Origin of the sequence: Isoptericola sp. NPDC056605 (assembly GCF_042792795.1) — a bacterium.
In the GTDB taxonomy this organism is placed as follows: Bacteria; Actinomycetota; Actinomycetes; order Actinomycetales; family Cellulomonadaceae; genus Isoptericola.
On record NZ_JBHTVT010000005.1, the window covers coordinates 53234 to 77437 of the forward strand.

General features: G+C 74.7%; 22 protein-coding genes. 18 read left to right on the forward strand and 4 right to left on the reverse strand.

All coding sequences use genetic code 11. The features are described from left to right. Positions 1-70: 70 nt before the first annotated feature. Genes ACFQ8Y_RS06970 through ychF form a run of 3 tightly spaced genes read left to right on the forward strand, consistent with a single transcriptional unit; the run spans position 71 to position 3052 of the window. Positions 71-1111, forward strand: coding sequence for a GNAT family N-acetyltransferase (locus ACFQ8Y_RS06970; protein WP_430585021.1), 1041 nt, complete (start codon positions 71-73; stop codon positions 1109-1111). Positions 1112-1140: 29 nt separating this feature from the next. Continuing rightward, on the forward strand, positions 1141-1941 hold the full coding sequence (locus tag ACFQ8Y_RS06975; RefSeq protein ID WP_430585022.1) for a DinB family protein: 801 nt from the start codon (positions 1141-1143) through the stop codon (positions 1939-1941). A 25-nt stretch (positions 1942-1966) separates the two neighbouring features. Beyond that, entirely contained in the window at positions 1967-3052 is a 1086-nt protein-coding gene (gene ychF / locus ACFQ8Y_RS06980; RefSeq protein WP_430549636.1) for a redox-regulated ATPase YchF, read from the forward strand. A gap of 50 nt (positions 3053-3102) precedes the next feature. On the opposite strand, the gene ACFQ8Y_RS06985 is transcribed toward ychF, so the two are convergent. Together ACFQ8Y_RS06985 and ACFQ8Y_RS06990 are read right to left on the reverse strand one after the other, a co-directional pair. Then, the gene (locus ACFQ8Y_RS06985) at positions 3103-3444 is read right to left on the reverse strand and encodes a YciI family protein (protein ID WP_430549637.1); all 342 of its coding nucleotides are present in this window, start codon (positions 3442-3444) and stop codon (positions 3103-3105) included. Between the two features lie 43 nt (positions 3445-3487). Next, the gene (locus ACFQ8Y_RS06990) at positions 3488-4120 is read right to left on the reverse strand and encodes an ArsR/SmtB family transcription factor (RefSeq protein ID WP_430585023.1); all 633 of its coding nucleotides are present in this window, start codon (positions 4118-4120) and stop codon (positions 3488-3490) included. Between the two features lie 72 nt (positions 4121-4192). Here ACFQ8Y_RS06990 and ACFQ8Y_RS06995 point away from each other — a divergent pair, with 72 nt between their 5' ends. Continuing rightward, entirely contained in the window at positions 4193-4762 is a 570-nt protein-coding gene (locus tag ACFQ8Y_RS06995; protein ID WP_430585024.1) for a dienelactone hydrolase family protein, read from the forward strand. A gap of 16 nt (positions 4763-4778) precedes the next feature. Here ACFQ8Y_RS06995 and ACFQ8Y_RS07000 read toward each other — a convergent pair whose 3' ends face one another. Further along, complete coding sequence (locus ACFQ8Y_RS07000; RefSeq protein ID WP_430585025.1) at positions 4779-6419, reverse strand: alcohol dehydrogenase catalytic domain-containing protein; 1641 nt, start codon at positions 6417-6419, stop codon at positions 4779-4781. A 116-nt stretch (positions 6420-6535) separates the two neighbouring features. Between ACFQ8Y_RS07000 and ACFQ8Y_RS07005 the strand changes: the two genes are divergently transcribed. The 3 genes from ACFQ8Y_RS07005 to ACFQ8Y_RS07015 all read left to right on the forward strand — a co-directional run bounded on the left by ACFQ8Y_RS07005 (position 6536) and on the right by ACFQ8Y_RS07015 (position 8293). Then, positions 6536-6955 (forward strand): oxidoreductase, encoded by a 420-nt coding sequence (locus ACFQ8Y_RS07005; protein ID WP_430549641.1) that lies wholly within the window; start codon positions 6536-6538, stop codon positions 6953-6955. A gap of 34 nt (positions 6956-6989) precedes the next feature. Next, positions 6990-7445, forward strand: a complete 456-nt coding sequence (locus ACFQ8Y_RS07010) for an SRPBCC family protein (protein WP_430563869.1) — start codon at positions 6990-6992, stop codon at positions 7443-7445. Between the two features lie 80 nt (positions 7446-7525). Continuing rightward, positions 7526-8293 (forward strand): phosphatase PAP2 family protein, encoded by a 768-nt coding sequence (locus tag ACFQ8Y_RS07015; protein ID WP_430585026.1) that lies wholly within the window; start codon positions 7526-7528, stop codon positions 8291-8293. 28 nt (positions 8294-8321) lie between these two features. Here the strand turns inward: ACFQ8Y_RS07015 and ACFQ8Y_RS07020 are convergent, their stop codons facing one another. Continuing rightward, entirely contained in the window at positions 8322-9020 is a 699-nt protein-coding gene (locus tag ACFQ8Y_RS07020; RefSeq protein WP_430585027.1) for a LysE family translocator, read from the reverse strand. 109 nt (positions 9021-9129) lie between these two features. Between ACFQ8Y_RS07020 and ACFQ8Y_RS07025 the strand changes: the two genes are divergently transcribed. The 11 genes from ACFQ8Y_RS07025 to ACFQ8Y_RS07075 all read left to right on the forward strand — a co-directional run bounded on the left by ACFQ8Y_RS07025 (position 9130) and on the right by ACFQ8Y_RS07075 (position 24031). Beyond that, positions 9130-9561, forward strand: a complete 432-nt coding sequence (locus tag ACFQ8Y_RS07025; RefSeq protein WP_430585028.1) for a GNAT family N-acetyltransferase — start codon at positions 9130-9132, stop codon at positions 9559-9561. Positions 9562-9705: 144 nt separating this feature from the next. Then, complete coding sequence (locus ACFQ8Y_RS07030; protein WP_430549646.1) at positions 9706-10515, forward strand: GNAT family N-acetyltransferase; 810 nt, start codon at positions 9706-9708, stop codon at positions 10513-10515. 10 nt (positions 10516-10525) lie between these two features. Then, on the forward strand, positions 10526-10741 hold the full coding sequence (locus ACFQ8Y_RS07035) for a hypothetical protein (RefSeq protein WP_430549647.1): 216 nt from the start codon (positions 10526-10528) through the stop codon (positions 10739-10741). Between the two features lie 37 nt (positions 10742-10778). After that, a complete protein-coding gene (locus tag ACFQ8Y_RS07040) occupies positions 10779-13751 on the forward strand; it encodes an FtsX-like permease family protein (protein WP_430585029.1) in 2973 nt (990 codons plus the stop codon). Further along, positions 13751-16489: an FtsX-like permease family protein gene (locus ACFQ8Y_RS07045; protein WP_430585030.1), complete on the forward strand. Its 2739-nt coding sequence runs from the start codon at positions 13751-13753 to the stop codon at positions 16487-16489. The genes ACFQ8Y_RS07040 and ACFQ8Y_RS07045 overlap by 1 nt, the downstream gene beginning before the upstream one ends. A gap of 81 nt (positions 16490-16570) precedes the next feature. Then, on the forward strand, positions 16571-17545 hold the full coding sequence (locus tag ACFQ8Y_RS07050; RefSeq protein ID WP_430585031.1) for an ABC transporter ATP-binding protein: 975 nt from the start codon (positions 16571-16573) through the stop codon (positions 17543-17545). After that, entirely contained in the window at positions 17542-18261 is a 720-nt protein-coding gene (locus ACFQ8Y_RS07055; protein ID WP_430549651.1) for an ABC transporter ATP-binding protein, read from the forward strand. Before ACFQ8Y_RS07050 ends, ACFQ8Y_RS07055 begins: the two co-directional genes overlap by 4 nt. 211 nt (positions 18262-18472) lie before the next feature. After that, positions 18473-20152 carry an ABC transporter substrate-binding protein gene (locus ACFQ8Y_RS07060; RefSeq protein ID WP_430549652.1) on the forward strand — a complete coding sequence of 560 codons (1680 nt, stop codon included), beginning with the start codon at positions 18473-18475 and terminating at the stop codon, positions 20150-20152. A gap of 204 nt (positions 20153-20356) precedes the next feature. Beyond that, entirely contained in the window at positions 20357-21283 is a 927-nt protein-coding gene (locus tag ACFQ8Y_RS07065) for an ABC transporter permease (RefSeq protein WP_430545073.1), read from the forward strand. Continuing rightward, positions 21276-22253, forward strand: a complete 978-nt coding sequence (locus ACFQ8Y_RS07070) for an ABC transporter permease (protein WP_430549653.1) — start codon at positions 21276-21278, stop codon at positions 22251-22253. The genes ACFQ8Y_RS07065 and ACFQ8Y_RS07070 overlap by 8 nt, the downstream gene beginning before the upstream one ends. Then, the gene (locus ACFQ8Y_RS07075) at positions 22250-24031 is read left to right on the forward strand and encodes a dipeptide ABC transporter ATP-binding protein (RefSeq protein ID WP_430563876.1); all 1782 of its coding nucleotides are present in this window, start codon (positions 22250-22252) and stop codon (positions 24029-24031) included. The genes ACFQ8Y_RS07070 and ACFQ8Y_RS07075 overlap by 4 nt, the downstream gene beginning before the upstream one ends. The last annotated feature ends 173 nt before the right edge of the window (positions 24032-24204 follow it).

Consider the following 24204-nt stretch of genomic DNA (forward strand, 5'->3'; position numbering starts at 1 on the left):
GGGCTCGCGCGGGACTTCGTGACGAGGCGGTCATGGGGAGCTCAAGGGACCCTTTGCGACAATGGGACGCGTGACCTCCGAGAACCTCGAGCACCTGCCCCTGCCCGACGGCTGGACGACGTCGGCCCCCGACCTGGCCGACCTGCCTCGCCTCGGCGAGCTGCGCGGGGCCGTCGCCGCCCCGTTCACGGGCTCGTCGGTCGTGAACCAGGACGCGCTCGCCGCGGAGGTGGCGGGCCCGGTGTCGTGGACGCGCCGCCAGGTCGTGGCGCGCGACCCCGAGGGCGTGGTCCAGGGCTGGGCGTGGGCGCACGACCGTGCCGCGGGCCGCGTCGTCGTGGGGGTCGACGTCGACCGCGCGACCCCGGCCGCCGACGACCTGGCGGCCGCGGGCTACGCCTGGGCGGCGCGACAGGGGAGGGAGCTCGCGGCGCAGCGCGGGGTGCACCGCACCCAGCTCGACGCCGGCGCGTTCGCGGGCGACACGACCCAGCAGGGCTGGCTCGCCGCCGCCGGGTACGCCAAGGCCCGCTCGTGGCTGCAGATGTCCCGGCCCGTCGTGGCGGAGGAGGCGCACCGGGGCGTGCTGCCGGACCCGCGCCCGGGCGTGACGGTGCGGCGCGTCGCGACGCACGACGACGGCATGCCCGTCGCCGAGGACCTGCAGACCGTGCACCGGGTGCTCGAGAGCGCGTTCGAGGACCACTTCAACTCCTACCGGGAGAGCTTCGGCGAGTTCCTGGTGCGGCTGCGCTCGGACCCCGGGCACCGGTGGGACCACTGGTGGCTGGCGTTCGTCTCCGACCCCCAGCGGCCCGACGCGCCGCCCGAGCCGATGGGCGCCCTCGTGGGCGCCGTCCTGCCGTCGGGCCCGTCGGGCAAGGAGGGCAGCTACATCGAGTACCTGGGCGCCGACCGGCGAGCCCGTGGGCGTGGCGTGGCGACGGCGCTGCTGTTCGCCGTCGTCCGTGACGCGGCGGCGCGGAGCCGCGACCGCGTGGGGCTCGAGGTCGACGCCGACAGCCCGACCGGCGCCGCGTCGCTGTACGAGAGCTGGGGCTGGCGCACGTCCTACGTCACCGAGTCCTGGCACCAGGACGTCGACGTCTGAGTGTCGGTGCCCGGACCTACGGTCGTCGCATGGTCAGCGCTGAGGCACGGTTCGGGCCGGACGACGAGCTCCGGGGAGCCCGGTTCGTCGAGGCCGACATGACGGGCTCGACGTTCCGCCTCGTGCAGCTCGACGGCGTGCGGTTCGACCAGAGCTTCATGCCCGGAGCCGTCATGCGCGGCGTCGACCTCACGGACGCCGACCTCGACGGCGAGATCACCGGGCTGCGGGTCAACGGCGTCGACGTCGCGCCTCTGATCGAGGCGGAGCTGAACCGGCGGTACCCGGGGCGCGAGCAGGCCCGGTCGGCGGACCTCGCCGAGCAGCGCGCGTCGCTGGACGCGGCGTTGCGCGCCTGGGACGCGCACCTCGCGCGGGCGGCGGCGCTGGCGCCCGGCGCGGTCGACGAGCCGGTCGACGGCGAGTGGTCGACGGCGCAGACGCTGCGGCACCTCGTGTTCGCCATGGACGGCTGGATCCGGTACGGGCTGCGGGGGATCGACGACCCGTTCTGGTACGCCGGGCTGCCGTTCACCGAGTACGAGCCGGAGGTGGCGGCCCTCGGGGTGGACCTGGCCGCGGCGCCGTCGCTGGAGGAGACCCTGGCGGCGCACGCCGACCGTATCGCCGAGGTGTACGCGACCTACGACGACCTCGCCGGCACGGACGTCACGGTCGACGCCCCGCGGCTCCCGCCGTGGGCGCCGGAAGGGCTCACGCGCGCGGTGCACCAGAGCCTCGGCGTCGTCGCCCGGGAGCACTGGGCGCACCTGCAGTTCGTCGAGCGTGACCTCACGACCCTCGAGGAGCGTGCCCGGGCGGCCCGCTGACCCCCGCCACGTAGACTCTCCCGACGTGGCACTCACCATCGGCATCGTCGGCCTGCCCAACGTCGGCAAGTCCACGCTCTTCAACGCCCTGACCCGCAACCAGGTGCTCGCGGCGAACTACCCGTTCGCGACGATCGAGCCCAACGTCGGCGTGGTCCCGCTCCCGGACCCGCGGCTGGACAAGCTCGCGGAGATCTTCGGCAGCGAGCGGATCCTGCCCGCGACGGTGTCGTTCGTCGACATCGCGGGCATCGTCAAGGGCGCCTCGGAGGGCGAGGGGCTGGGCAACAAGTTCCTCGCGAACATCCGCGAGGCGGACGCGATCTGCCAGGTCACGCGCGTGTTCGACGACGGCGACGTCGTCCGCGTCGAGGGCTCGGTGGACGCCGAGGGCGACATCGAGACCATCTCCACCGAGCTGATCCTCGCCGACCTCCAGACGCTGGAGAAGGCGCTGCCGCGGATGGAGAAGGAGGTCAAGATCAAGCGGGGCGACGCCGCGCTGTTCGCCGCCGCCACCACCGCGCAGAAGATCCTCGAGTCCGGCACGACGCTCTTCCAGGGCGCGAAGGCCGAGGGGCTCGACCTCGCCGACGTCGCGTCGCTGCAGCTGCTCACGGCCAAGCCGTTCATCTACGTGTTCAACACCGACGAGGCCGGCCTCGCCGACAAGGGCATGCAGCAGCGCCTGCGCGACCTCGTCGCCCCCGCGGACGCCGTCTTCCTCGACGCGAAGTTCGAGTCCGAGCTCGTCGAGCTCGAGGAGGACGACGCCAAGGAGATGCTCGCCGACTCCGGCCAGGAGGAGGCGGGGCTCGACCAGCTCGCGCGCGTCGGTTTCCACACGCTCGGCCTGCAGACCTACCTCACCGCCGGCCCCAAGGAGTCGCGAGCCTGGACGATCCGCAAGGGCTGGACCGCCCCGCAGGCCGCCGGCGTCATCCACACCGACTTCGAGCGCGGCTTCATCAAGGCCGAGGTCATCTCCTTCGACGACCTCGTCGAGGCGGGCTCCGTGCAGGCCGCCCGCTCCGCCGGCAAGGCGCGCGTCGAGGGCAAGGACTACGTCATGCAGGACGGCGACGTCGTGGAGTTCCGCTTCAACGTGTAGCTCGCGTCCGAGCCGCGGGGGTCGCCGCGAGCCGCGGCCGGGGTGCCGGGTCAGACGACCCGGCGGACCTCCTGCGGCCATCCGCACGCCTCGGCGACCCGGCCGGCCCATTCCCTGGCGGTGTCGTCGTCCGCGACGTCGATGATCGTCAGGCCGCCGATGCGCTGCTCCGTCGGGGCGTACGGCCCTGCGGTGATCACGGGCGTGCCGCTGGTGGCGTCGGCGGTGGCGGCGGCGTCGTCGTCCTCGTCCACGCCGGCCGCGAACACGAGGACGCCGGCGTCCCTCATGTCGTTCACGACGGCGTTGGCGAGCGGCCCGCGCTCGGCGAACCACTCGGGGTCGTGGTCGCCCACCCACTGCTGGTTGAAGTAGATGAGGTAGTGGCTCATCGTCGCTCGTCCCGTCGCCGTCGTCGGACACCTGGGCAGGACGCTACTCCGACCGCCCTCGTCCGGCGACAGGTCCCGCGGCCGGCTCGTCGGTCGTCTCCGGTGACGGCGGGAGGCGCGGGTAGCCCGCGACCGGGTAGACGCCGACGGCGAACCCGTGCACCACGTCGCCGCGGCGGGGGAGGGCGTCGAACTCCTCCACGAGCGCCGCCATGCGCTGCCAGAACTCCTGCTTCTGCGCCTCGTCGATCCGCGCGTGCCGCAGGAAGCCCCACAGCTGTCCTTCGAGGTACGCGGGCTCGGACTCGTGCGCGGCGACCTCGAGGTCGTTGAAGTCCAGCGGTCGGTCGCCGTCGTCGCGGGCCCCCTCGGCGGTGCTCCCGAGAGCGACGTGGAACAGCCGGGCGGTCCGACCGTAGAAGGCCTCCTCGACGGCGCGGACCCGGCGCGTCCGGACCACCCGCAGCAGGCCGGCGTCGACGAGCACCTTCACGTGGTGGGCGACCGTGCTCTTGGGGCGGCCGACGGCGCCGGCGAGCTCGGTGACGCTCGCCGCGCGTTCGTGGAGCAGCCCGAGGATCGTGGTGCGGAGCGGGTTGCCGAGCGCCCGGACCTGGTCGGGGCCGGTCAGGGCGATCCGGTCCTCGAGCTCGTAGTCGGGGGTCTTGCCGTCCATGGTCGACGATACTAACGTTCTGGAACGTTCGAAGTTTCTGGATCGTGCCTGCCGGATCCTCGAGGAGGGGCCATGGCCGAGATCGTCCTGTTCCACCATTCCCAGGGGCTGACGCCGGGAGTCCGGGCGTTCGCCGACGAGCTCGCGGCTGCGGGTCACGTCGTGCACGTGCCCGACCTCTTCGACGGCCGGACCTTCGACGACGTCGAGACGGGCGTCGCCCACGCCCAGGAGCTCGGGTTCGACACGGTGATGGCCCGAGGCGTCGCCGCCGCGGAGGCGCTCCCCGCGGAGCTCGTGTACGCGGGCTTCTCGATGGGAGTCATGCCGGCGCAGCGGCTCGCCCAGACGCGGCCGGGCGCCGTCGGCGCGCTCTTCGTCGACGCGTGCCTCCCGGTCGAGGAGTTCGGGGCCTGGCCGGAAGGCCTACCGGCCCAGGTGCACGGCGGCGTGGACGACGAGTGGTTCGCGGAGGACCTGGAGTCCGCCCGTGCGCTGGCGAGCTCCGTGCCGACGGCCGAGCTCTTCCTCTACTCGGGCACGGCGCACCTGTTCGCCGACTCCTCGACGAGGGGGCACGACCCCGCGGCGGCCGCGCTGCTGCGCGAGCGCGCCCTGGCGTTCCTCGGCTCGCTGGTCTGAGGCGTCGACCGCCGGCTCAGTCGTCGCCGACGGCGACCTGCCGGTCCGCGGCCCGCTCGAGGACGAAGTAGTAGAGCGCGCCGTCGTCGGCGGCGTCGCGTCCCGTCATCACGCCGAGGACGGCGTCGTCCGACAGGCGGGTGAAGTGGTCGATCACGGGCTGCCCGTCGTAGACCATCGACGCGGTGACGACGCCGTCGTGCTCCACCGTGCGCAGCGTGGCGCCGCCGCGGGCGAGGTGCGCGTCGGCGACGAGGGTGCCGTCCGGCGTCTCGCAGACGAGGGGGGACACGTCGTCGTCGGCGCGGAAGAGCTTCCCGTACCAGCCGGTGCGGGTCAGCAGGCGCTGGGTGCGGTGCTCCGTGCTCACCCCGAAGCCGTGCCACAGCCCGCGCAGCTCGCGGGTCCGCACGGGCGGCAGCGAGCGCCACAGCGCGGGGAGGTCGGCCGCAGGGACCCGCCCGTCCCGGAGCAGGTCCACCAGGGTGACCGGGACGGCCGGGGCGACCGGTGCGGAGGAGGTCGCCGCGTCGTCGTCCATCAGCAGCACCGGCTTGATCGTGCGCCCCGCGCGGAGGTCGTCGATCGCCGACCCGACCCGGTCGAACGGGTAGCCACGCACGAGCCGCTCGACCGGCAGGCGCCCGGCGCGCCACAGCGCGACGAGCAGCGGGACGTCCCGGGCCACGACCGCGTCCCCCTCGATGACGCCGGTGAGCGTGCGCCCCCACAACACCTGCGTCTGCGACACCGTGACCCGGTTCGCCCCGGCGTGCAGCGCCACGGTGGCGCACACCCCGCGCGGGGCGAGCGCGGCGAGCGCGAGGTCGATGGTCTCCTGCCGCCCGACCGTGTCGAGCACGTGCGTGGCCGCGAGCCTGCGGGCCGGTACGTCCTCCGGGGCGAAGGCGTCGCTCGCGCCGAGCTCGAGCGCCAGGGCGCGCCGGTCGGGGTCGGGGTCGCTGACCACGACGCGCCCCGCGCCGCGGTGCCGCGCCGCCATGACGCCGGCGAGCCCGGTCGTGCCGGCGCCGACGACGAGGAGCGTGTCGTCCGGGCCGGGGGCCAGCACGCGCAGGACCGTCCCGGCTCCGGTGAGGATCCCGCAGCCGAGCGGGGCCGCGACCGCCCAGGGCACGTCGTCGTCGATGCGCACCGCGTTGCTGGCGCGCGCCAGCGCGTGCGTCGCCCAGGAGGACTGGGCCATCCACCCGGTCGTCGCCGCGGCGCCGTCGGCCCGGGCGCGCGACCGCGCGCGGTAGTTGAGGTCGGCGAAGTCGTCGCAGTAGGCGGGGTGGCCGTCGACACAGGTCGGGCACCGTCCGCACGCGTCGAAGCTGAGCACGACGTGGTCGCCCGGCCGGAGCGACCCGACGCCCGGCCCGACGGACTCGACGACCCCCGCGCCCTCGTGCCCGAAGATCGCGGGGAACCGGTCGCCGGCGCCGCCCGCCATGCCGAAGAGGTCCGTGGGGCAGACGCCGGACGCGTGGACGCGGACCAGGACCTCGCCGTCGCCCGGAGCGTCCAGCGTGACGTCCGCGAGCGTCGCGGGCCCGCCGGCCTCGCGGACGAGGGCCGCCCTCGCTGCTGTCGTCGCCACCGTGCCGGGCAGGTCGGCCAGTGCGGGCAGGTCGGGCATCAGGGGCTCCCTCACGTCGTCGTCTCGTCCGTCGTCGTGCCCGAGTGTGGCAGCGTGCCCGCCGGAAGTCACGGATCTTGTGAATGGTGATTCACACGTCGCGGCGGTCCTGCGGCGTGGATACTGGGGCGATGACCCTGTACGACGACGTCGGGGGCTTCGACGTCCTGCTGGCGGTGTGCCGCCGCTGGAACGCGCTGTGCCTGGCCGACCCCGTGGCGGCGCACCCCTTCTCGCACGGCACGCTGCACCCGCAGCACGACGAGCGCCTCGCCGCGTACCTGGCCGAGACGCTCGGCGGTCCGCGCCTGTACACCGGCGGCTACGGGGACGAGTCGACGGTGCAGCGCATGCACGCGGGCAACGGGGAGCACGCGGAGCTCGACGAGGTGTGCGTCGGGCTGTTCCGCCGGGCGCTGGACGACGTCGGCGTCGCGGCGCCCGCAGCCGCGAGGCTGGGCGACTTCTTCGAGCGGCAGACCGTCGCGATGCGCGCCTACGGAGGCAGCCGAGACGACGTGCCGGCGGGACTGCCCCTCCCGCGGGCGTGACCGCTCCCGGCTGCGGCGGGCCTACGATCGCCGGGTGCCGACGATCGTGCTGACCACCGAGATCCCGGCGTCCCCGGAGGCGTGCTTCGCGGCGAGCCTGTCGGTGGACGCGCACACGGCGTCGATGCGCCGCTCGGGGGAGCGGGCGGTGGCGGGCGTGACGTCGGGCGTGATGGGGCCCGGCGACACGGTGACGTGGCGCGCGCGCCACTTCGGCGTCCCGTTCCGCATGACGTCGCGCATCAGCGCCCACGACGCGCCGCACTGGTTCGTCGACGAGCAGGTGGCCGGGCCGTTCCGCCGCTGGTGGCACGAGCACCGGTTCGAGGCGGCGCCCGGTGGCACCCGGATGACGGACACGGTGGAGTTCGCCGCTCCGGCGGGGCCGTTGGGGAGGCTGGTGGAGCGGCTGGTGCTCACCCGGTACATGACGCGCCTGCTGCGCACCCGCAACGCGTGGCTCGTGTCGGCGCTCGCGCCACGCGCCTGACCAGGGCGGACGGAGAGCGTGCGGCACACCACACGCGCTCGACCAGGTGATGTCCAGCCGGGCTGCTTACCCTGTGCGCGATGTTGCCCCAGGCTCCCACCGCGCCCGCGCGCGCCCTCGACGCCTCGCGCGCCGGTACCCGGGCGGTGCGCGACCGGCGGTCGGAGGAGCCGCTCCGCCGCCTGGCGTCTGCGCCCTCCCTCCTCGCGGGGCTGGTCGTGGTGACGCTCCTGGCGGCCGGCCCGTTCCGGGGGGTCGACGAGGACGCGCACGGGTACTGGGCCAGGGCGCTGACGCCGGGGCTGCAGCCCTTCATCCAGCACGTGCTCGACCCGATCGCCGGGCAGGCGGTGTGCCTGCCGGTGCTGCTGGCCGTCGCGGTCACCCTCTCGTGGCGGCACCGCACGTGGCGTCCGCTGTGGTGCGCGGCCATGGCCGAGCTGGCGTTCTACGGGGGAGTGGGGCTGCTCAAGGTGGTGCTCGCGCGGCCGGCGCCCACGACGGACGACGCCGACCTGTTCGAGGGCGGGCTGCGTCAGCTCGGCTGGAGCGGCATCAGCTTCCCGTCGGGCCACGCCGCCGAGGCGGTGCTGATCTACGGCACCGCCGTCTACCTCGTCGGGCGCTGGACGACCGTGTCGTCGCGCACGATGACGACGCTGCGGCTCGGCGTCGGGCTGGTCGCGCTCAACGCGGTCGCCGTGTCCTACTACCTCGGCTGGCACTGGATCAGCGACCTGGTGGGCGGGCTGCTCGTCGGCGGTCTGCTGCTGCGCCTGCTGGTCGAGGCGGACCGGCGTGGCTGGTGGCTGCGCCCCCGGCGCGCCGTCGTCGCCCGGCACCTCTGAGCGCCGCTCCTGCGTCCGACCGCGACGGTCAGACCATGACCGCGGCGCCAGCCAGCGCCAGGTAGATCCCGCCGGAGGCGCGGCCCAGCCGGCGCCGGGCGCGCTCCGACGCGCGCAACCGCCACGACATCCGGTCGGCGAGCAGGGCGTACGTGGAGTCCACCAGGGCGGCGAGGCCGACGAAGAGCCCGCCGAGGAGCGCCAGCTGCGGCGCGACGGCGCCGCGCGCCGGGTCGGCGAACTGCGGGAGGAAGGCCAGGAAGAACAGGGCGGTCTTGGGGTTGAGGACGTCCACGAGGACGCCGTCCGCGAAGAGCCGCCAGCGGCGCGGCGACGCCGGTGCGGCGTCCTCGCCGGTGTCGTCGCCCGGGGACGTGGCACGCGCCCGGGCCGCGCGCAGCTCGCGGACCCCGAGCCACACCAGGTAGGCGGCGCCGGTCCACCGCACCGCGTCGAACAGCGCGGGCGACCGCGCCAGCAGGGCCGCCAGCCCCGCCGCGGTGGCCGCCACGTGCAGCGCTGCGCCGGTCTCCAGGCCCGCCATCGACCACAGCCCGGCGCGTCGTCCGTGGGCGGTGGTGCGCGCCACGACGTACACGACGGACGGGCCGGGGACGGCGAGCATCGCGAGGGACGCGGCGAGGAAGCCGAGCAGCGCGGATCCGCTCGGCAGCAGGGTGCCCGCCGCTTCTGCGGCCTGCATCGTCGGCGTCGGTCCCGGGGTCATGGCGAGTAGGGAAGGGCGCGATGGTTGCCGCGTGACACTTTCGACGTGGGTGCAATGTGGAGCCCGGCCCGGCTCGCCCCCGGCCCTGCGCGGCACGACGATGGTGGGCATGACGCGTTGGACGGTCGTCCAGGTCACCGACCCCGCGGAGCTCGTCGCGGCGTCGCACCTGTTCGACGGCCCGGTCTCGCTCGCGGGCGCGACGGACACGCTGCGGCGCCCCGGCCACGTCGTGCTGCTGGCGCGCGCGGCCGGTGGGCGCGACGTCGGGTTCGTGTCGGGGGTGGAGATGCGGCACCCCGACAAGGACGCGGAGCTGTTCCTGTACGAGCTGGGCGTCGACGCGGCGTGGCGCCGGCAGGGGGTGGCGACCGCGCTGTTCGCGGCGTTGCGGGACGTGGCCCTCGCCCGCGGCTGCCGGGCCATGTGGACCGGCACCGAGGCGGACAACGACGCGGCGCTCGCCGCCTACCGCGGGGCGGGCGCGGAGATCGACGACGGGTCCGTCTTCGTGGTCTGGGACGACCTGGCCGCGGAGTGAGGCCCGGGCGACGGCCGGGCAGCGCTCCGACGGCGAACCGTCGCGCCGCCGACCCCGGGCCCGGCGCGGCAACGGCGTGACCGGTCGGTACGGCACGATGAAAACCGTTGCCCCGCCGTGCTGCGCTCTGGAAGGGTGTCCGCCGTGAACGCACCAGCCGCCGACCTCGACGTCGCGCGCCTCCTCGCCGCCTACGACGACCAGCTGCGGACCGACGCCGAGACGCCGAGCGCCGTCGCCGTGACCCGCCTCGGTCCGCTGCGCCTCGTCACGTTCGCGGGTGGCCGCGGCTTCGTCACCTACCGCGACCTGGGCGGCGCCGACGCCGCGACCGTCCGCGGGTTCGTGGCCGCCGCCCTCGCCCACTTCCGCGACGACGCCACGGTCACGAACGCCGAGTGGAAGACCCGCGGCCACGACGTCGCACCGGGCCTGCACGAGGCGCTGGTCGACCACGGCTTCGTGCCCCAGGAACCGGAGTCGATCATGATCGGCGACGCGCGGCTCCTCGTCGCGGACGTCCCGCTGCCGGCCGGCGTCTCCCTGCGCCGCGTCACCGCCGAGGCGGACGTGCGCGCGATGTCCGCGATGGCGGACGAGGTCTTCGGCGACGACCCGGCCACGTCGGGGCACGCCGAGCAGATCCTGCGGCGGCAGGAGCGCGACCCCGAGATGGAGCTGTGGGTGGCCGAGGCGGACGGGCGGGTGATCAGCGCCGGCCGCCTCGAGCCGGTGCCCGGGACCGCGTTCGCCGGCCTGTGGGGCGGCTCGACCCGACCCGAGTGGCGGGGCCGCGGCATCTACCGCGCGCTGACCGCGGCGCGCGCCCGGTCCGCCGTCGAGCGCGGCAAGACGTACCTGCACAGCGACTCGACAGAGTTCTCCCGGCCCATCCTGGAGCGCTCCGGCCTGGTCAAGGTCTCCACCACCACGCCCTACGAGTGGCGTCGCTGAGGGGGACCCCGTGGGCCTCGAGGACGACCCGTTCGACCACCGGGTCACCAAGGACGGCAAGGTCCTGGTGAGCCGCGGCGGCCGCCCGGTCGTCACGGTCGCGGGGGCGCGCGCCGCCCGCCTGGCCGCGCTGCTCGGCCGCGACCCCGAGACCGACCAGGAGCTGCTGGCCCGCGCGACGGGCAACTACCGGCGCGGCAACGAGAAGCGCGGGCACCGCCCGTGACCGCGTCCCGCGTACCGGACGCCGGGAGGGCGGGCCGGTGAGCCGCGCCCGGCTGCTGGTGCGCCGCTCGGGCGCGCGTCGCGGGCTGCTGGTCCTCGTCGCGCTGCTGGTCGCCACCGTCGCGGCGGCGCTCGGCACCGCCGTCGGAGCGGTCCGCTCCGCCGAGGTGGACGTCGTCCACGACGGGCTGACCCGGGGAGGCGTCCCGGCCGAGGTGCAGGTGACCACCCGGCTCGCCCCGGAGGCCGACGCGGCGGCGCAGGACGCGGCGCTGCGCGGCGACGTCGACGCGCTCTTCGCGCCCGCGCCGTACGACCTGGTCCGCGAGGAGGTGCCCGACGACGACTCCGACGACCCGTTCGTGCGCTGGACGCTCACGCCGGACGTGGCCGCCACCGCCACCGCCGACCTCGCGGTCCTTGCCGCCGGGTCCGAGGCGCTCCTCGACACGGTCCTCGCCGACGACGCCGTCGCCGTGCGCGGCGCGACGGTGACCGGGGACCTGGGGGAGCGGGCGGCCGCCGCGTCGGTCGCTGCCGCCGCGGCGTCGGCCGTGGCCCTCGTCCCGATGCTCGTGCTCGCGCTCGCCGGCACGGTCGCCGTCGCGCAGGTGGCGCGCCTGCTCGCGGGCACCCGGGCGGCGGAGGTGCACCTCTTGGTCTCGCGCGGGGCGTCGGCGGCCCAGCTGACGGCCGCGGCGGCGGCCGAGGCGGCGCTCGTCGTCGTGGGTGGGGCGGCCGCGGGTGCCGGCGGGGCAGCGGCCGTGCTGGCGGCCCAGGGCACGCCCGGGGGGTCCCTCGCGGGGACGCTGGCGCCCGCGGCCCTGGCGACGGCGGCGGGGGCGCTGCTCCTCCTGGTGACGGTCGGCGGCCTGCAGGCCCGTGCCGCCGCGGCGCTGCGGGTGACCGACCGGTCGGGTCGCACGCGACGGGCCGCCACGTGGGGGAGCGTCGTGCTGGTCGTCGTGGCCGCCGGGCTCACCACGTGGCTGCTGCGGCGGTACGGCTCGCCCCTGGTCCCCACGCCCGACGGCGGCCAGACCGACCCCGCCGCCGCTGCTGCGCCCGCGCTCGTGCTCGCGGCTGCGGCCGTCGTGGCGGTGGCGCTGCTCGGTCCGCTGTCGGGGGCCTGGGCGGCGTTCACCGCGCGCCGCCCGGGCACCCGGGTGCTCGCGGCGCGGCAGGTGGCGCGGCGGCTCGCGGTCACGGCGGTGCCCGTCGTCCTGGTGGTGGTGGCCGCGGGGAGCGTGGTGCTCGCGTCCGCGTACGCCGGGAGCGGTCAGCACCTGCGGGAGGCGGCCGCCGGCGTCGCCGCGGGCAGCGACGTGCGCGTCGTCGCGACGGAGGGGACGCCCGGGCCCGCCGCGACGTACGCGGCGCTGCCGGGCGCGACGGACGCCGCCCCCGTGCGGGTGTCCGAGGCGGTCGTGGACGGCGTCCCCCTGTCCACCACGGCCGTCCCGCCCGACCGGGTCGCGTCGGTGGCACGCGGGCCGCACGGGCAGAGCGGCGTCGACGAGATCGCGGCGGCGCTGGAGGGTCCGGGCCCCTACGCGGACAACCCGGAGCTCCCGGCCGGCACCACCGGGCTGGTGCTGCACGTCACCGGGCAGTACTACGTCGTGGACGACGCGGCCACGGCAGAGGCGGCCACGGGCGCGGCGGGCGGCGAGCCGGCCACCTGGGCGTCCCTCGAGGAGGCGACCGCGTCGGCGCCGTCCGAGCGGGGGCGGCTCCTCGTGCTCGAGGACTCGACGATCGCCCTCCGGCTCTGGCTCGCCGACGCGGACGGACAGGTCGTCGGCGTCGACGTCGAGGAGCTGGACGTGGACCTCGACGGCGACCCCGGCGGCGGGCGGGCCGACACCCGCCCGATCGGCCCCGCCGAGAGCACGGTCGAGCTCCGGGCCGACGTGCCGCCGGCCCCTGCCGCCGCCGACGGCGCGCCGGGGACGTGGACCGTCGTCGCGCTCGACACCCGGCTGCCGGGCTCGCCGAGCGCGCTCACCACGCTGCGGCTCTCCGTGGACGGGCTGGACGCCAGCACCGACGAGGGCGCGACGACGGAGGTCGACGTCGCCGGCGCCGACTGGGCGCCCGCCCGCGACGACCCGGCGGCGAACGTCGCCTTCGGCGCCCGACCGGGCACGGGCCTGAGCTTCGCGGCCCAGGCCGACCACGAGGCGACGCCCTCGCCGTTCCGCGCCATGGTGGCGGGCTCGGGGAGCGAGCCGGCCCCCGCCGTCCTGTCCCAGGACCTGGCCGGCCTGCTCGACCTCACCGCGGGGGACACGACGGAGGTCCCGCTGGGCGAGGGCGGGCGGCTGTCCGTGCGGGTGGTCGACGTCGTGGACGTCGTGCCGGGCTCCCTGCACCAGGGTGCGGCGATGGTGGGTCTCGCCGACCTCCAGGCCGCGTCCCTGCGCCTCGCCACGGTGGTCCCCGAGGCCGCCGAGGCGTGGATCCGTGCGGCACCCGGCGCCGACGTCGACCGGCTGGCGGCGGCCGCCCGGGACGCCGCCGGGACGGCACCGGTCCAGGTCACGACGTCGACCGGGTCGGAGGGGTCCGACGCCGCGGGGCCGGTGCGCCAGGCGTTCGCGGTCGCCGCGCTCGCGGCCGTGGCGCTCGCCCTCGTCGGCGTGGGCGCGGTGAGCGTCGCCGGCGTGCGGGAGCGGCGCGGCGAGGTCGCGGTGCTCCGCGCGGTCGGCCTGCCGCCCCGGGCGCAGGGGGCGAGCCGCGCCACGGAGCTCGCCGTCGTCGCGGCCGCCGCGCTGGCCGCGGGGCTCCTCGCCGGGTGGGCGCTCGCGGCCGCCACCGTGCCCGGCCTGGCCGCGGCCACGCTCACCGGGTTCGCCGTCGTGCCGACGCCGGACACCGCGTTCGCGCCCACGGCCGCGCTCGTGCCCGGGGTCCTGCTGGTCGCGGGCCTGGCCGCCGTCGCGCTGGCCGTGCGGGCCGCGGTCACCGCCCAGGCGCGCGACGGCGGCTACCGGGAGGAGGTGCGCTGATGCTGTGGCTGCTGCTGCGCCGCCACCTGCGCTCGGCGTGGGGGACGGCGCTCGTCCTCGCCCTGGTGACCGTCCTCGCGGCCGGCGCCGCCACCGCCGCCACCCGTGCGATCGCCGAGATGCGCTCGGAGCAGGTCACCTACGCCACCGAGCAGCTCTCGCCCCAGCGCCGGGACGTCAGCTCCCGGGCGTCGGTGGTGCCCGGCGGGGGCGTGTCCGCCGCCGACATGGTGATGACCGAGCCCGAGACCGCGCCGGCCGTCCCGCCGGAGCCCACGTGGGACGAGTTCCTCGCGGGCATGGTCCGGCTGCGGGACGGCCTGCCGCAGCCGCTGCGCGACGTGCTCGGCGAGCCGTCGTTCGCCGTCTCCTCGCGGGAGACGCGGACCGAGCAGGTGCCCGGCTCGGGGATCGAGGTCCCGCAGGTCGTCATGCGGGCGTCGGCGCGGATGTCGGAGGACCTGCGGCTGGTCGAGGGCGAGTGGCCCGTCGCGACGCCGGTGCGCACCACGTTCAACGGCCCCGAGGGCGACGAGCCCGTGCAGGTGGTCCTGTCACGCCCGGCCGCCCGGACCCTCGGATGGGAGCTCGGCGGCACCTACGCCGTCGACGTGTGGAAGTTCCCGTCGCTGCGCGTCGTCGGGCTCACCGAGCCCGTGGACCCCGACGCGAGCACCTGGTACCACCAGCCGTTCGGGCGTGACGCCCAGCTGAGCGTCACGCCGAACGGGGCCACCATCGCGACGGCCGCCGTGTACGTCGACCCGGCGATGATCGGCTCCCTCGCCTTCCGGGAGGTGCAGACCGAGCTCTGGTACCCCGTCGCCGTCGAGGGCATCAGGTCGGACGACGTCGCCGCGCTGGCGGCCCAGGTGCGCGGGCTCACCCACGAGACGCTCGAGGTGCTCCCGGACGACCCGGTGACGCTCCAGGCGCGCACCGCCCTCTCCGACGTGCTCGACGCGCTGATGAGCGAGCGCGTGACGACCGACGCCCTTCTCGCCGTGCTGGTCGTGGGCCCGCTCGGGGCGCTCGGCGCGGTCGTGGTGCTGGCGGCGCGGCTCGTCGTCGAGCGACGCCGGCCGGCGCTCGCGGTGCTGCTCGCACGCGGCGCGACCGGCACCCGGCTGCGGCTGCTCACGGCGACCGAGGGCCTCGCCGTCAGCCTGCCGGCCGCGGTCGTCGGCGTCCTGCTCGGCCTCCTGGCCCGGCCGGGGGCCGTGACCGGGACCCAGCTGCTGTGGGCCGCCGCGGCGGCGCTGGCGCCGGCCGTGGCGGCCGCCGCCGTGACGGTGCCGCGCACGCTGCGCGCCGAGCGGCGCGACCTCGCCGCGGCCACGGGCGGACCCTGGCGCAGGACCGCGGAGCTCGCGGTGATCGGCGTGGCGGCGCTCGCGGCGGTGCTCCTGGCTCGCCGCGGTGTCGTCGGGGGTGCGGGCGACGGCGGCGTCGACCCGCTGGTGGCGGCGACCCCGCTGCTCGTGGCGGCCGCGGCCGCCCTGGTCGCCGTGCGCGTGATCCCGCTGCTGGCGCGTGGCCTCGAGCGGCTCCTGTCCCGGCGGCGCGACCTCGTGCCGTTCCTGGGGGCGGCGCGCGCCACCCGTGCCCCGGCCGGCGGTGTCGTGCCCGCGCTCGCGCTGGTGCTCGCGGTCTCCGTCGGGGCGTCGTCGGCCGTGCTGCTGTCGACCGTGGACGCCGGCGTGGCGCGCCAGGCACACGTCGAGCTCGGGGCGGACCTGCGGGTCTCGGGACCCGCGCTGGGCGAGGAGGACGTGGCGACGCTGCGCGAGGTCGACGGCGTCGCGGCGGTGGCGACGGCGGCCCGCGTGCCCGAGACCGCCCACCTGAGGTCGGCCGACGGGAAGACCCGCTCGGTGCAGGTGGTCGCCGTGGACGCGGCGGACCTCGCCGCGGTGCAGGCCGGGGTGCCGGACGCCCCGCCGGCCGTCGCGGAGCTGGCGCGGCCCACCGCCGACGGCGCCCTGCCGGTCCTCGCGCTGCGGGTGCCGGACGTCGCGGCCGGCACCACGGGACTCGTCCTCGACCTGCAGGACGAGAGCGCCGACGTCGTGGTGGCGGGCGCGCCGGACCAGGTGCCCGGCGTGATCGACGCGCCGTCGACCCTCGTGCTCGACGCGGGCGTCCTCGCCGGCCCGCTCGACTACGCGACCGAGCCGCGCACGGCCCTGGTGGCGCTCGACGGCGGCGCGGACCCGGCGCAGGTCGCCGCGGCGCTGCGCGACGCGGTCCCGGGGGCCGCCGTCGACGACCGCGAGACGGTCGCCACGGAGCTGCTGGAGTCGCCGGCCGCCCAGGGGATCGCGACCGGCGCGCGGGTCTCCGTCGCCCTGGCAGGGGTGCTGGTCGCGCTCACCGTGGCCCTCACGCTGGTGCTGGCCGCCCCCGACCGGGAGCGCCTGCTCGCGGTGCTGCGCTCGATGGGGGCGCGGCGCTCGGAGTCGCGCGGGCTCGTCGCGTGGGAGGTGGCGCCGTGGGCCCTGGGCGCGCTCGTCGTGGGGGCGCTGGTCGGCGTCGTGGTGCCCGCCCTGCTGCGCGCCCGCGTGGACCTCACGGCGCTCACCGGGGGCGGGCTGCAACCCGCGCTCACGGTCGACCCGGTGCTCGCGGTCGGGGGAGTGGTCGGCTTCGTGGCCACGGTGGTGGTCGGAGCCGTGCTCGCGACGGTCGCGGGGCGCCGCGGCGCGACGCCGGAGCGGTTGCGGGAGGCGGCGGAATGAGGGAGGACGGCGGGATGGGCGTCGACGGTGACGACGGTGACGACGGCGACGACAGGGCTGTGACGGGATGGTGGTGACGAGATGGTGGTGACGCAGGAGGAGGCCAGGTGGCCGCGGGCCGAGGCCGCCCGCGGCGAGCCCGACGAGATCCGCTGCCGCGGGCTGGTGCGCATCTTCGCCACGGACGGCATCGAGGTGCAGGCGCTGCAGGGGCTTGACCTCGCCGTCGACCGCGGGGGCCTGGTAGCCCTGGTCGGGGCGTCGGGCTCGGGCAAGTCGACGCTGCTCAACATCCTGTCGGGCATGGACCTGCCGACGGCGGGCTCCGCGGTGGTCGCGGGCACGGACCTGCTGGCGATGACGCGGCGCGACCGCGTGCGCTACCAGCGCTCCACCGTCGGGTTCGTCTGGCAGCAGACCGGACGGAACCTGCTGCCGTACCTCACGGCGGCCGAGAACGTCCGGGTGCCGCTCGAGATCGCCCGCACCGGCTCCCGGGCCGCGCGGGCGGCGCGCGTGACCGAGCTGCTCGAGCTCCTCGACGTCGGGCACGTGGCGGACCGCCTGCCGGGCCAGATGTCGGGCGGGCAGCAGCAGCGGGTCGCGATCGCCGTCGCGGTGGCGGGCGCGCCGCGCGTGCTGCTGGCGGACGAGCCCACGGGCGAGCTGGACGAGGCGACGAGCGTCGAGGTGCTCGAGGCGCTGCGCGGGGTGAACGCCGCCACCGGCGTCACCACGCTGATCGTCACGCACGACCCGACCGTCTCCGAGCACGTCGCGCGGACGGTGCAGATCCGCGACGGGCGCACGTCCACCGAGGTGCTGCGCCGCACGGAGGTGGACGAGGACGGCGCGCAGCGGCACGTCGCGGAGGAGTTCGCCGTGCTGGACCGCGTCGGGCGCCTGCAACTGCCGCAGGACTTCGTCAGCGCCCTGGACCTGCGGGACAGGGTGCGCCTCGCCCTGGAGGCCGACCATGTGGAGGTCCGGCCGGACGGACGGCACGACCGGCAGCAACGGCACCAACGGCACGGACGGTCGGAGGAGGGGCGATGAGCGTCACGACGACCGTGCTGCGCGCGGAGGGCGTCTCGCGCGTCTACGGCAGCGGCGCGGGCGAGGTGCGGGCGCTGGAGGACGTGTCCGTCGAGGTGGGGGCTGGCGAGCTCGTCGTGGTGGTGGGGCCGTCCGGCTCGGGCAAGTCCACGCTGCTGCACCTGCTGGGCGGGCTCGACCGGCCGACGACGGGCACGGTGCACCTCGGCGCCGACCCCGCGGCGCAGGGCCCGGGTGCCGTGGAGCGCGAGCTGGGCGGCCTGGGCGAGGACGAGCTGCACGCGGTGCGCCGCACCGAGATCGGCTTCGTGTTCCAGTCGTTCGGGCTGATCCCGGTGCTGTCGGCCGCGGAGAACGTGGAGGTCCCCCTGCGTCTGGCGCGGGTCGACGCCGCCGAACGGGCGACGCGGGTCGCCGAGGCGCTCGAGGCGGTCGGCCTCGCGGACCACGCCGAGCAGCGTCCGTACGAGCTCTCGGGCGGGCAGCAGCAGCGGGTCGGCGTGGCGCGGGCGCTGGTCGCCCGACCGCGGGTGCTGCTCGCCGACGAGCCGACGGGCCAGCTGGACTCGACGACGGCCGCGCGCGTCATGGCGCTGCTGCGCGACCTGGTGCACTCGCGCGGGGTGGCCGCCGTCGTGGCGACCCACGACCCGGAGCTGGTGGCCATGGCGGACCGGGTGCTCGTGGTCCGCGAGGGCCGGTTGGCGACGGTATGACGGTTTCCGGGGCCGGCCGCCGGTCGTGTCCCGGAGGTTGCGCCCAGATACCGGATTGGTCACGGTTCCGGGTGCAAAGGGGGCGAAGGGTATGTGCGGGCGCCGAACGGTGACTAGAGTCACCCGCGCACAGTGCAGTGCGCGGGCACACGCGCCTGCACCTCACCGAGGGGTGATCCCCGCCGGTGAGCGACTCAACTCAGGAGGACACGTGACACCTCGACGACGACTTGCAGGCATCGGGGCCTTCACCCTCGCCTCGGCCCTGCTCCTGTCTGCGTGCGGCGGCGGTTCGGGCGACGACCCGGAGGCCGGCGAGGGCGGCTCGGACGCCGGAATCATCTCCGTGCAGAACGGCGAGCCGCAGAACCCGCTCATCCCCACGATGACGAACGAGACCAACGGCTCGATGGCCATCTCGAACATCTTCGCGGGCCTGGTGTACTACGACGCCGAGGGCGAGACGCAGTTCGACATGGCGGAGTCCATCGACTCCAAGGACAACCAGACGTGGACCATCACGATCAAGGACGGCTGGACGTTCACCGACGGTTCGAAGGTGACGGCGCAGAGCTTCGTCGACGCCTGGAACTACGGCGCGTACGGGCCGAACGCCCAGAACCTCAGCTACTTCTTCGAGCCCATCGAGGGCTTCGCGGACGTGAACTTCGCCGAGGACCAGCTGAACGAGGACGGCAGCCCCAAGGAGGGTGAGAAGCCCGCCTCGGAGACGATGAGCGGCCTCAAGGTCGTCAGCGACACCGAGTTCACGGTCAAGCTCACCCAGCCCGAGTCGGACTTCTCCCTCCGTCTGGGCTACTCGGCCTTCATGCCGCTCCCCGAGGCGTTCTTCGACAACCCGGACGCCTTCGCCGACAAGCCGATCGGCAACGGCCCGTACCAGGTCGAGAACTGGGTGCACAACGAGGTCATCGAGCTGCGCCCGAACGCCGACTACCAGGGCGAGCGCAAGGCGCAGAACGGCGGCGCCGACCTGGTCGCGTACACCGAGGAGGACACGGCGTACAACGACCTCCTCGGCGGTCAGCTCGACATCGTGAAGAACGTGCCGTCGTCGTCGTTCGCGACGTTCGAGGACGAGCTGGGCGACCGCGCGGTCAACCAGGCCGCGGCCGTCATCCAGGTCATCAACGTCCCGGAGTACGTCAAGGAGTTCGAGGGCGACGCGGGCGTGCTGCGCCGCCAGGCCATCTCCATGGCGATCGACCGTGACCAGATCACCGAGACGATCTACAACGGCACCCGCACCCCGGCGAAGGACTTCACGTCGCCGGTCATCAACGGCTGGTCCGACACCGTGCCGGGCAACGAGGTCCTCGAGTACAACCCCGACGAGGCCAAGAAGCTGTGGGCCGAGGCCGAGGGTGAGGACCCGGTCGGCGCCGACTTCACGCTGCAGATCGCCTCGAACGCCGACTCCGACCACCAGACCTGGGTGGACGCCGTCTGCAACAACATCCGCAGCACGCTCGGCATCGGGTGCGAGTTCGACCCGTACGCCACCTTCGACGAGTTCCTCGACGCGCGTGACAACGAGCAGATCAAGGGCCTCTTCCGTGGCGGCTGGCAGGCCGACTACCCGGCGCTGAGCAACTTCCTCGGGCCGATCTACGGCACGGGCGCGGGCTCGAACGACATGGGCTACTCGAACAAGGAGTTCGACGCCAAGCTCAAGGAGGGCAACGGCGCGACCGACGAGGCCGCGGCGATCAAGGCCTACCAGGAGGCGCAGACCATCCTGTTCGGTGACATGCCTGGTATCCCGCTGTGGTACCAGAACGCCACCGGCGGCTTCGGCGAGGACGTCGAGAACGTCGTCTTCGGCTGGGACAGCGACCCGATCCTGTACCAGGTCACGAAGCAGGGCTGACGCCCGATTCGGTGCCGGCCGGCCGCGTCCGGTAGGTTCGCGGCCGGCCCGCCGATGTTCGGAGGGCAGGGTGTGCCGACGACGCACACCCTGCCCCCTATCCTTGTCCTGGCCACACCCGTCGTGGCCATCGTCCTGGCAACGAGGCCCGAAACTTGAACCCGTGGCCCTGGGAATCCCGGGGCGAACGAGGAGACAACACACATGCTCTGGTATCTCGGACGCAGGCTCCTACAGGTGATCCCTGTGTTCCTGGGGGCGACGCTCCTGCTCTACGCACTCGTGTTCCTGCGGCCCGGAGACCCCGTGGCCGGCCTGGGCGGGGAGCGCGGTCTCCCCGAGGCCGTGCAAGCCCAGATTCGCGAGCAGTACAACCTGAACGAACCGTTCATCGTGCAGTACCTGCTGTTCCTCAAGGGTGTCTTCACGCTCGACTTCGGCGTCGACTTCCGTGGTCAGGACATCATGGACGTCATCGGCGCGGCGCTGCCGGTCACGTTCCAGCTCGCGATCATGGCGCTCGTCATCGAGGGCGTCTTCGGCGTCCTCTTCGGGCTCTTCGCCGGGATGCGCAAGGGCGGCTGGTTCGACGGCACCGTCCTCGTGATCAGCCTGCTGGTCATCTCCGTGCCGACCTTCGTCATCGGCTTCGTGCTGCAGTTCGTCATGGGCGTGAAGCTCGGCTGGTTCCCCGTCACGGTCGGCAGGGACCCGAACTTCTACAGCCTCCTGCTACCGGCGATCGTGCTGGCAGCGACGTCGTTCGCCTACGTGATCCGCCTGACGCGCACGTCGGTCGCGGAGAACCTCAGCGCCGACTACGTCCGCACCGCGCGGGCCAAGGGTCTCCGTCGCTCGCAGGTCACCGGCCGCCATGTGCTGCGCAACTCGCTCATCCCCGTCGTCACGTTCCTGGGCGCCGACCTCGGCAACCTCATGGGTGGCGCGATCGTGACGGAGGGCATCTTCAACATCAACGGCGTCGGGGGGACGCTCTACCAGGCGATCATCCGAGGCGAGAACATCACCGTCGTCTCGCTCACGACCGTGCTGGTCATCGTCTACATCCTGGCGAACCTGCTCGTCGACCTCCTCTACGCCGCCCTCGACCCGAGGATCCGTTATGCCTGAGAACCGTTACGAGACCGTGCCCGGCGGGCGGCGACCGCGCCCCGGGCAGGAGCACTTCGCCGCCGAGGTCGACGAGGGCGGCCTGGGTGCCGTCGACGCGGTCAAGACGGACGAGGCCCCCTCCAGCCTGTGGCGCGACGCCTGGCGCGAGATGCGCCGGCGCCCGATGTTCTGGGTCGCTGCCGCGATCATCCTGCTCGTCATCACGGTGGCCGCCTTCCCGGGCTGGTTCACGTCCGTCCACCCGCGTTTCGACTGCGAGCTGGCCAAGTCGCTGGACGGCCCCGAGCCCGGGCACCCGTTCGGCTTCGACAAGCAGGGCTGCGACATCTACGCGCGCACCATCTACGGCGCCCGTGCGTCCGTGCTCGTGGGCGTCATGTCCACGGCGATGGTCGTGATCCTCGGCACCATCATGGGCGCCGTCGCCGGCTACTTCGCCGGCTGGTTCGACGTCATCCTGTCGCGCATCACCGACATCTTCTTCGCGATCCCGCTGGTGCTGGCCGCCATCGTCATCATGTCGATCACCACCAACCGGACCAGCTTCACCGTGGCCCTGGTGCTCGCGTCGTTCGGGTGGACGTCCATCGCCCGCATCACGCGCGGCACCGTGATGTCCGTGAAGAACAACGAGTTCGTCACCGCCGCCCGCTCGCTCGGCATGGGGCGCGGCAAGATCCTGCTGAGGCACGTGCTGCCCAACTCGGCGGCACCGATCATCGTGTACGCGACGGTCGCGCTGGGCACGTTCATCGTCGCCGAGGCCACGCTGAGCTTCCTCGGCATCGGTCTGCCGCCCAGCACCGTCTCGTGGGGCGGGGACATCTCGCAGGCCCAGCGGGCGATCCGCCAGGCGCCGGAGATCCTCTTCTACCCGGCCGCAGGCCTGGCGATCACGGTGCTCGGCTTCATCATGATGGGCGACGTCGTGCGCGACGCCCTCGACCCGAAGGCACGGAAGCGATGACGACACAGTTCCCAGTGACGAACGGCAACCAGCCCGTCGGTGAGGGAGACGGCCGCAGCTACGAGGCGGGGACCGACAAGCCCCTGCTCGAGATCCGCGACCTCCAGGTGTCGTTCACCACCTCCGAGGGCGTGGTGCACGCCGTCCGCGGCGCCGACATCACCGTGTACCCCGGACAGTCCGTCGCGATCGTCGGCGAGTCCGGGTCGGGCAAGTCGACCACCGCGCACGCCGTGATCGACCTGCTGCCCGGCACCGGCAAGGTGACCGGCGGCAGCATCAAGTTCGACGGTCGCGAGATCGTGGGCCTGCCCCGCACGGAGATCGAGGCGATGCGCGGCCGGGACATCGGCCTCGTCCCGCAGGACCCGATGTCCAACCTCAACCCCGTGTGGCGCATCGGCACCCAGATCGAGGAGGCCCTCAAGGCCAACGGCTTCGAGGGCGGCAAGCGGGAGCGCAAGGAGCGCGTCGCCGGCCTGCTCCAGGAGGCCGGCCTGCCCGACGCCGAGCGGCGGGCGCGCCAGTTCCCGCACGAGTTCTCGGGCGGCATGCGCCAGCGCTCGCTCATCGCGATCGGGCTGGCCTCGCGGCCGAAGCTCCTCATCGCGGACGAGCCGACGTCGGCCCTCGACGTCACGGTGCAGCGGCAGATCCTCGACCACCTCGAGGTGCTCACGCAGGAGCTCGGCACCGCCGTCCTGTTCATCACCCACGACCTGGGGCTGGCCGCCGAGCGCGCCGAGCACCTCGTGGTGATGTTCAAGGGCCGCGTCGTCGAGTCGGGCCCGGCCCGGCAGATCCTCGCGAACCCGCAGCACCCGTACACCCAGAGGCTGGTCGCCTCCGCGCCGTCGCTCGCGTCCCGCCGCATCCAGGTGGCGCACGAGCAGGGCGAGGAGTCGGAGGAGCTGCTGGCGCCGGACCTCGACGCGACCGTCCCGCTCCCGGCGGCGGGCAAGGCCGCGGAGCGGGACCTCGTCGTGGCGAAGAACCTCACGAAGGTCTTCACCATCCGCGGCGGCCGCCCCGGGGCGTCGACGGACTTCAAGGCCGTCGACGACGTGAGCTTCACGCTCAAGCGGGGCCACACGCTCGCGCTGGTGGGCGAGTCGGGCTCGGGCAAGTCCACGGCGGCGAACATGGTGCTGGGTCTGCTCGACCCGACCTCGGGCGTCGTCGAGTTCGACGGCGCGGACGTCGCGAAGTACTCGCCCAAGGAGGCCTTCGCGTTCCGCCGGCGCATCCAGCCGGTGTTCCAGAACCCGTACGGCTCGCTCGACCCGACGTTCTCCATCTTCCGGTCGATCGAGGAGCCCCTGGCCCTGCACAGGGTCGGCGGCAAGAAGGAGCGCGAGAAGCGGGTGCGGGAGCTGCTCGACATGGTGGCGCTGCCGCAGTCGGCGATGCGCCGCTTCCCGAACGAGCTCTCCGGCGGCCAGCGCCAGCGCATCGCCATCGCTCGGGCGCTCGCCCTGCGCCCCGAGGTCATCGTGCTCGACGAGGCCGTGTCGGCCCTCGACGTGCTCGTCCAGGCGCAGATCCTGGAGCTCCTCGGGAACCTGCAGGAGGAGCTGGGGCTGTCGTACCTGTTCATCACGCACGACCTCGCGGTCGTGCGGCAGATCGCCGACTCGGTGGTCGTGATGCAGAACGGCAAGGTCGTGGAACAGGCGACCACCGACGAGGTGTTCGACAACCCGCGCCAGCAGTACACGCGCGACCTGCTCGCCGCCATCCCCGGTGCGGGGCTGGAGGGCGCGGCGATCGCGGGCTGACGTCCCGACGCGGCCAGACGGGGGGGGGGGGGCCCCCCCGGGGGGGGGGGGGGCCCCCGCGCGGGGCCCGGTGGGCGGGGGGGGGGGCGGGGCGGGGGGGGCGCCCCCCCCCCACCTGGTCGTGCGTCGGCCCCCGTCCTGTCTCCGTTTGCCGATGGTCAGGCACGGCGTCA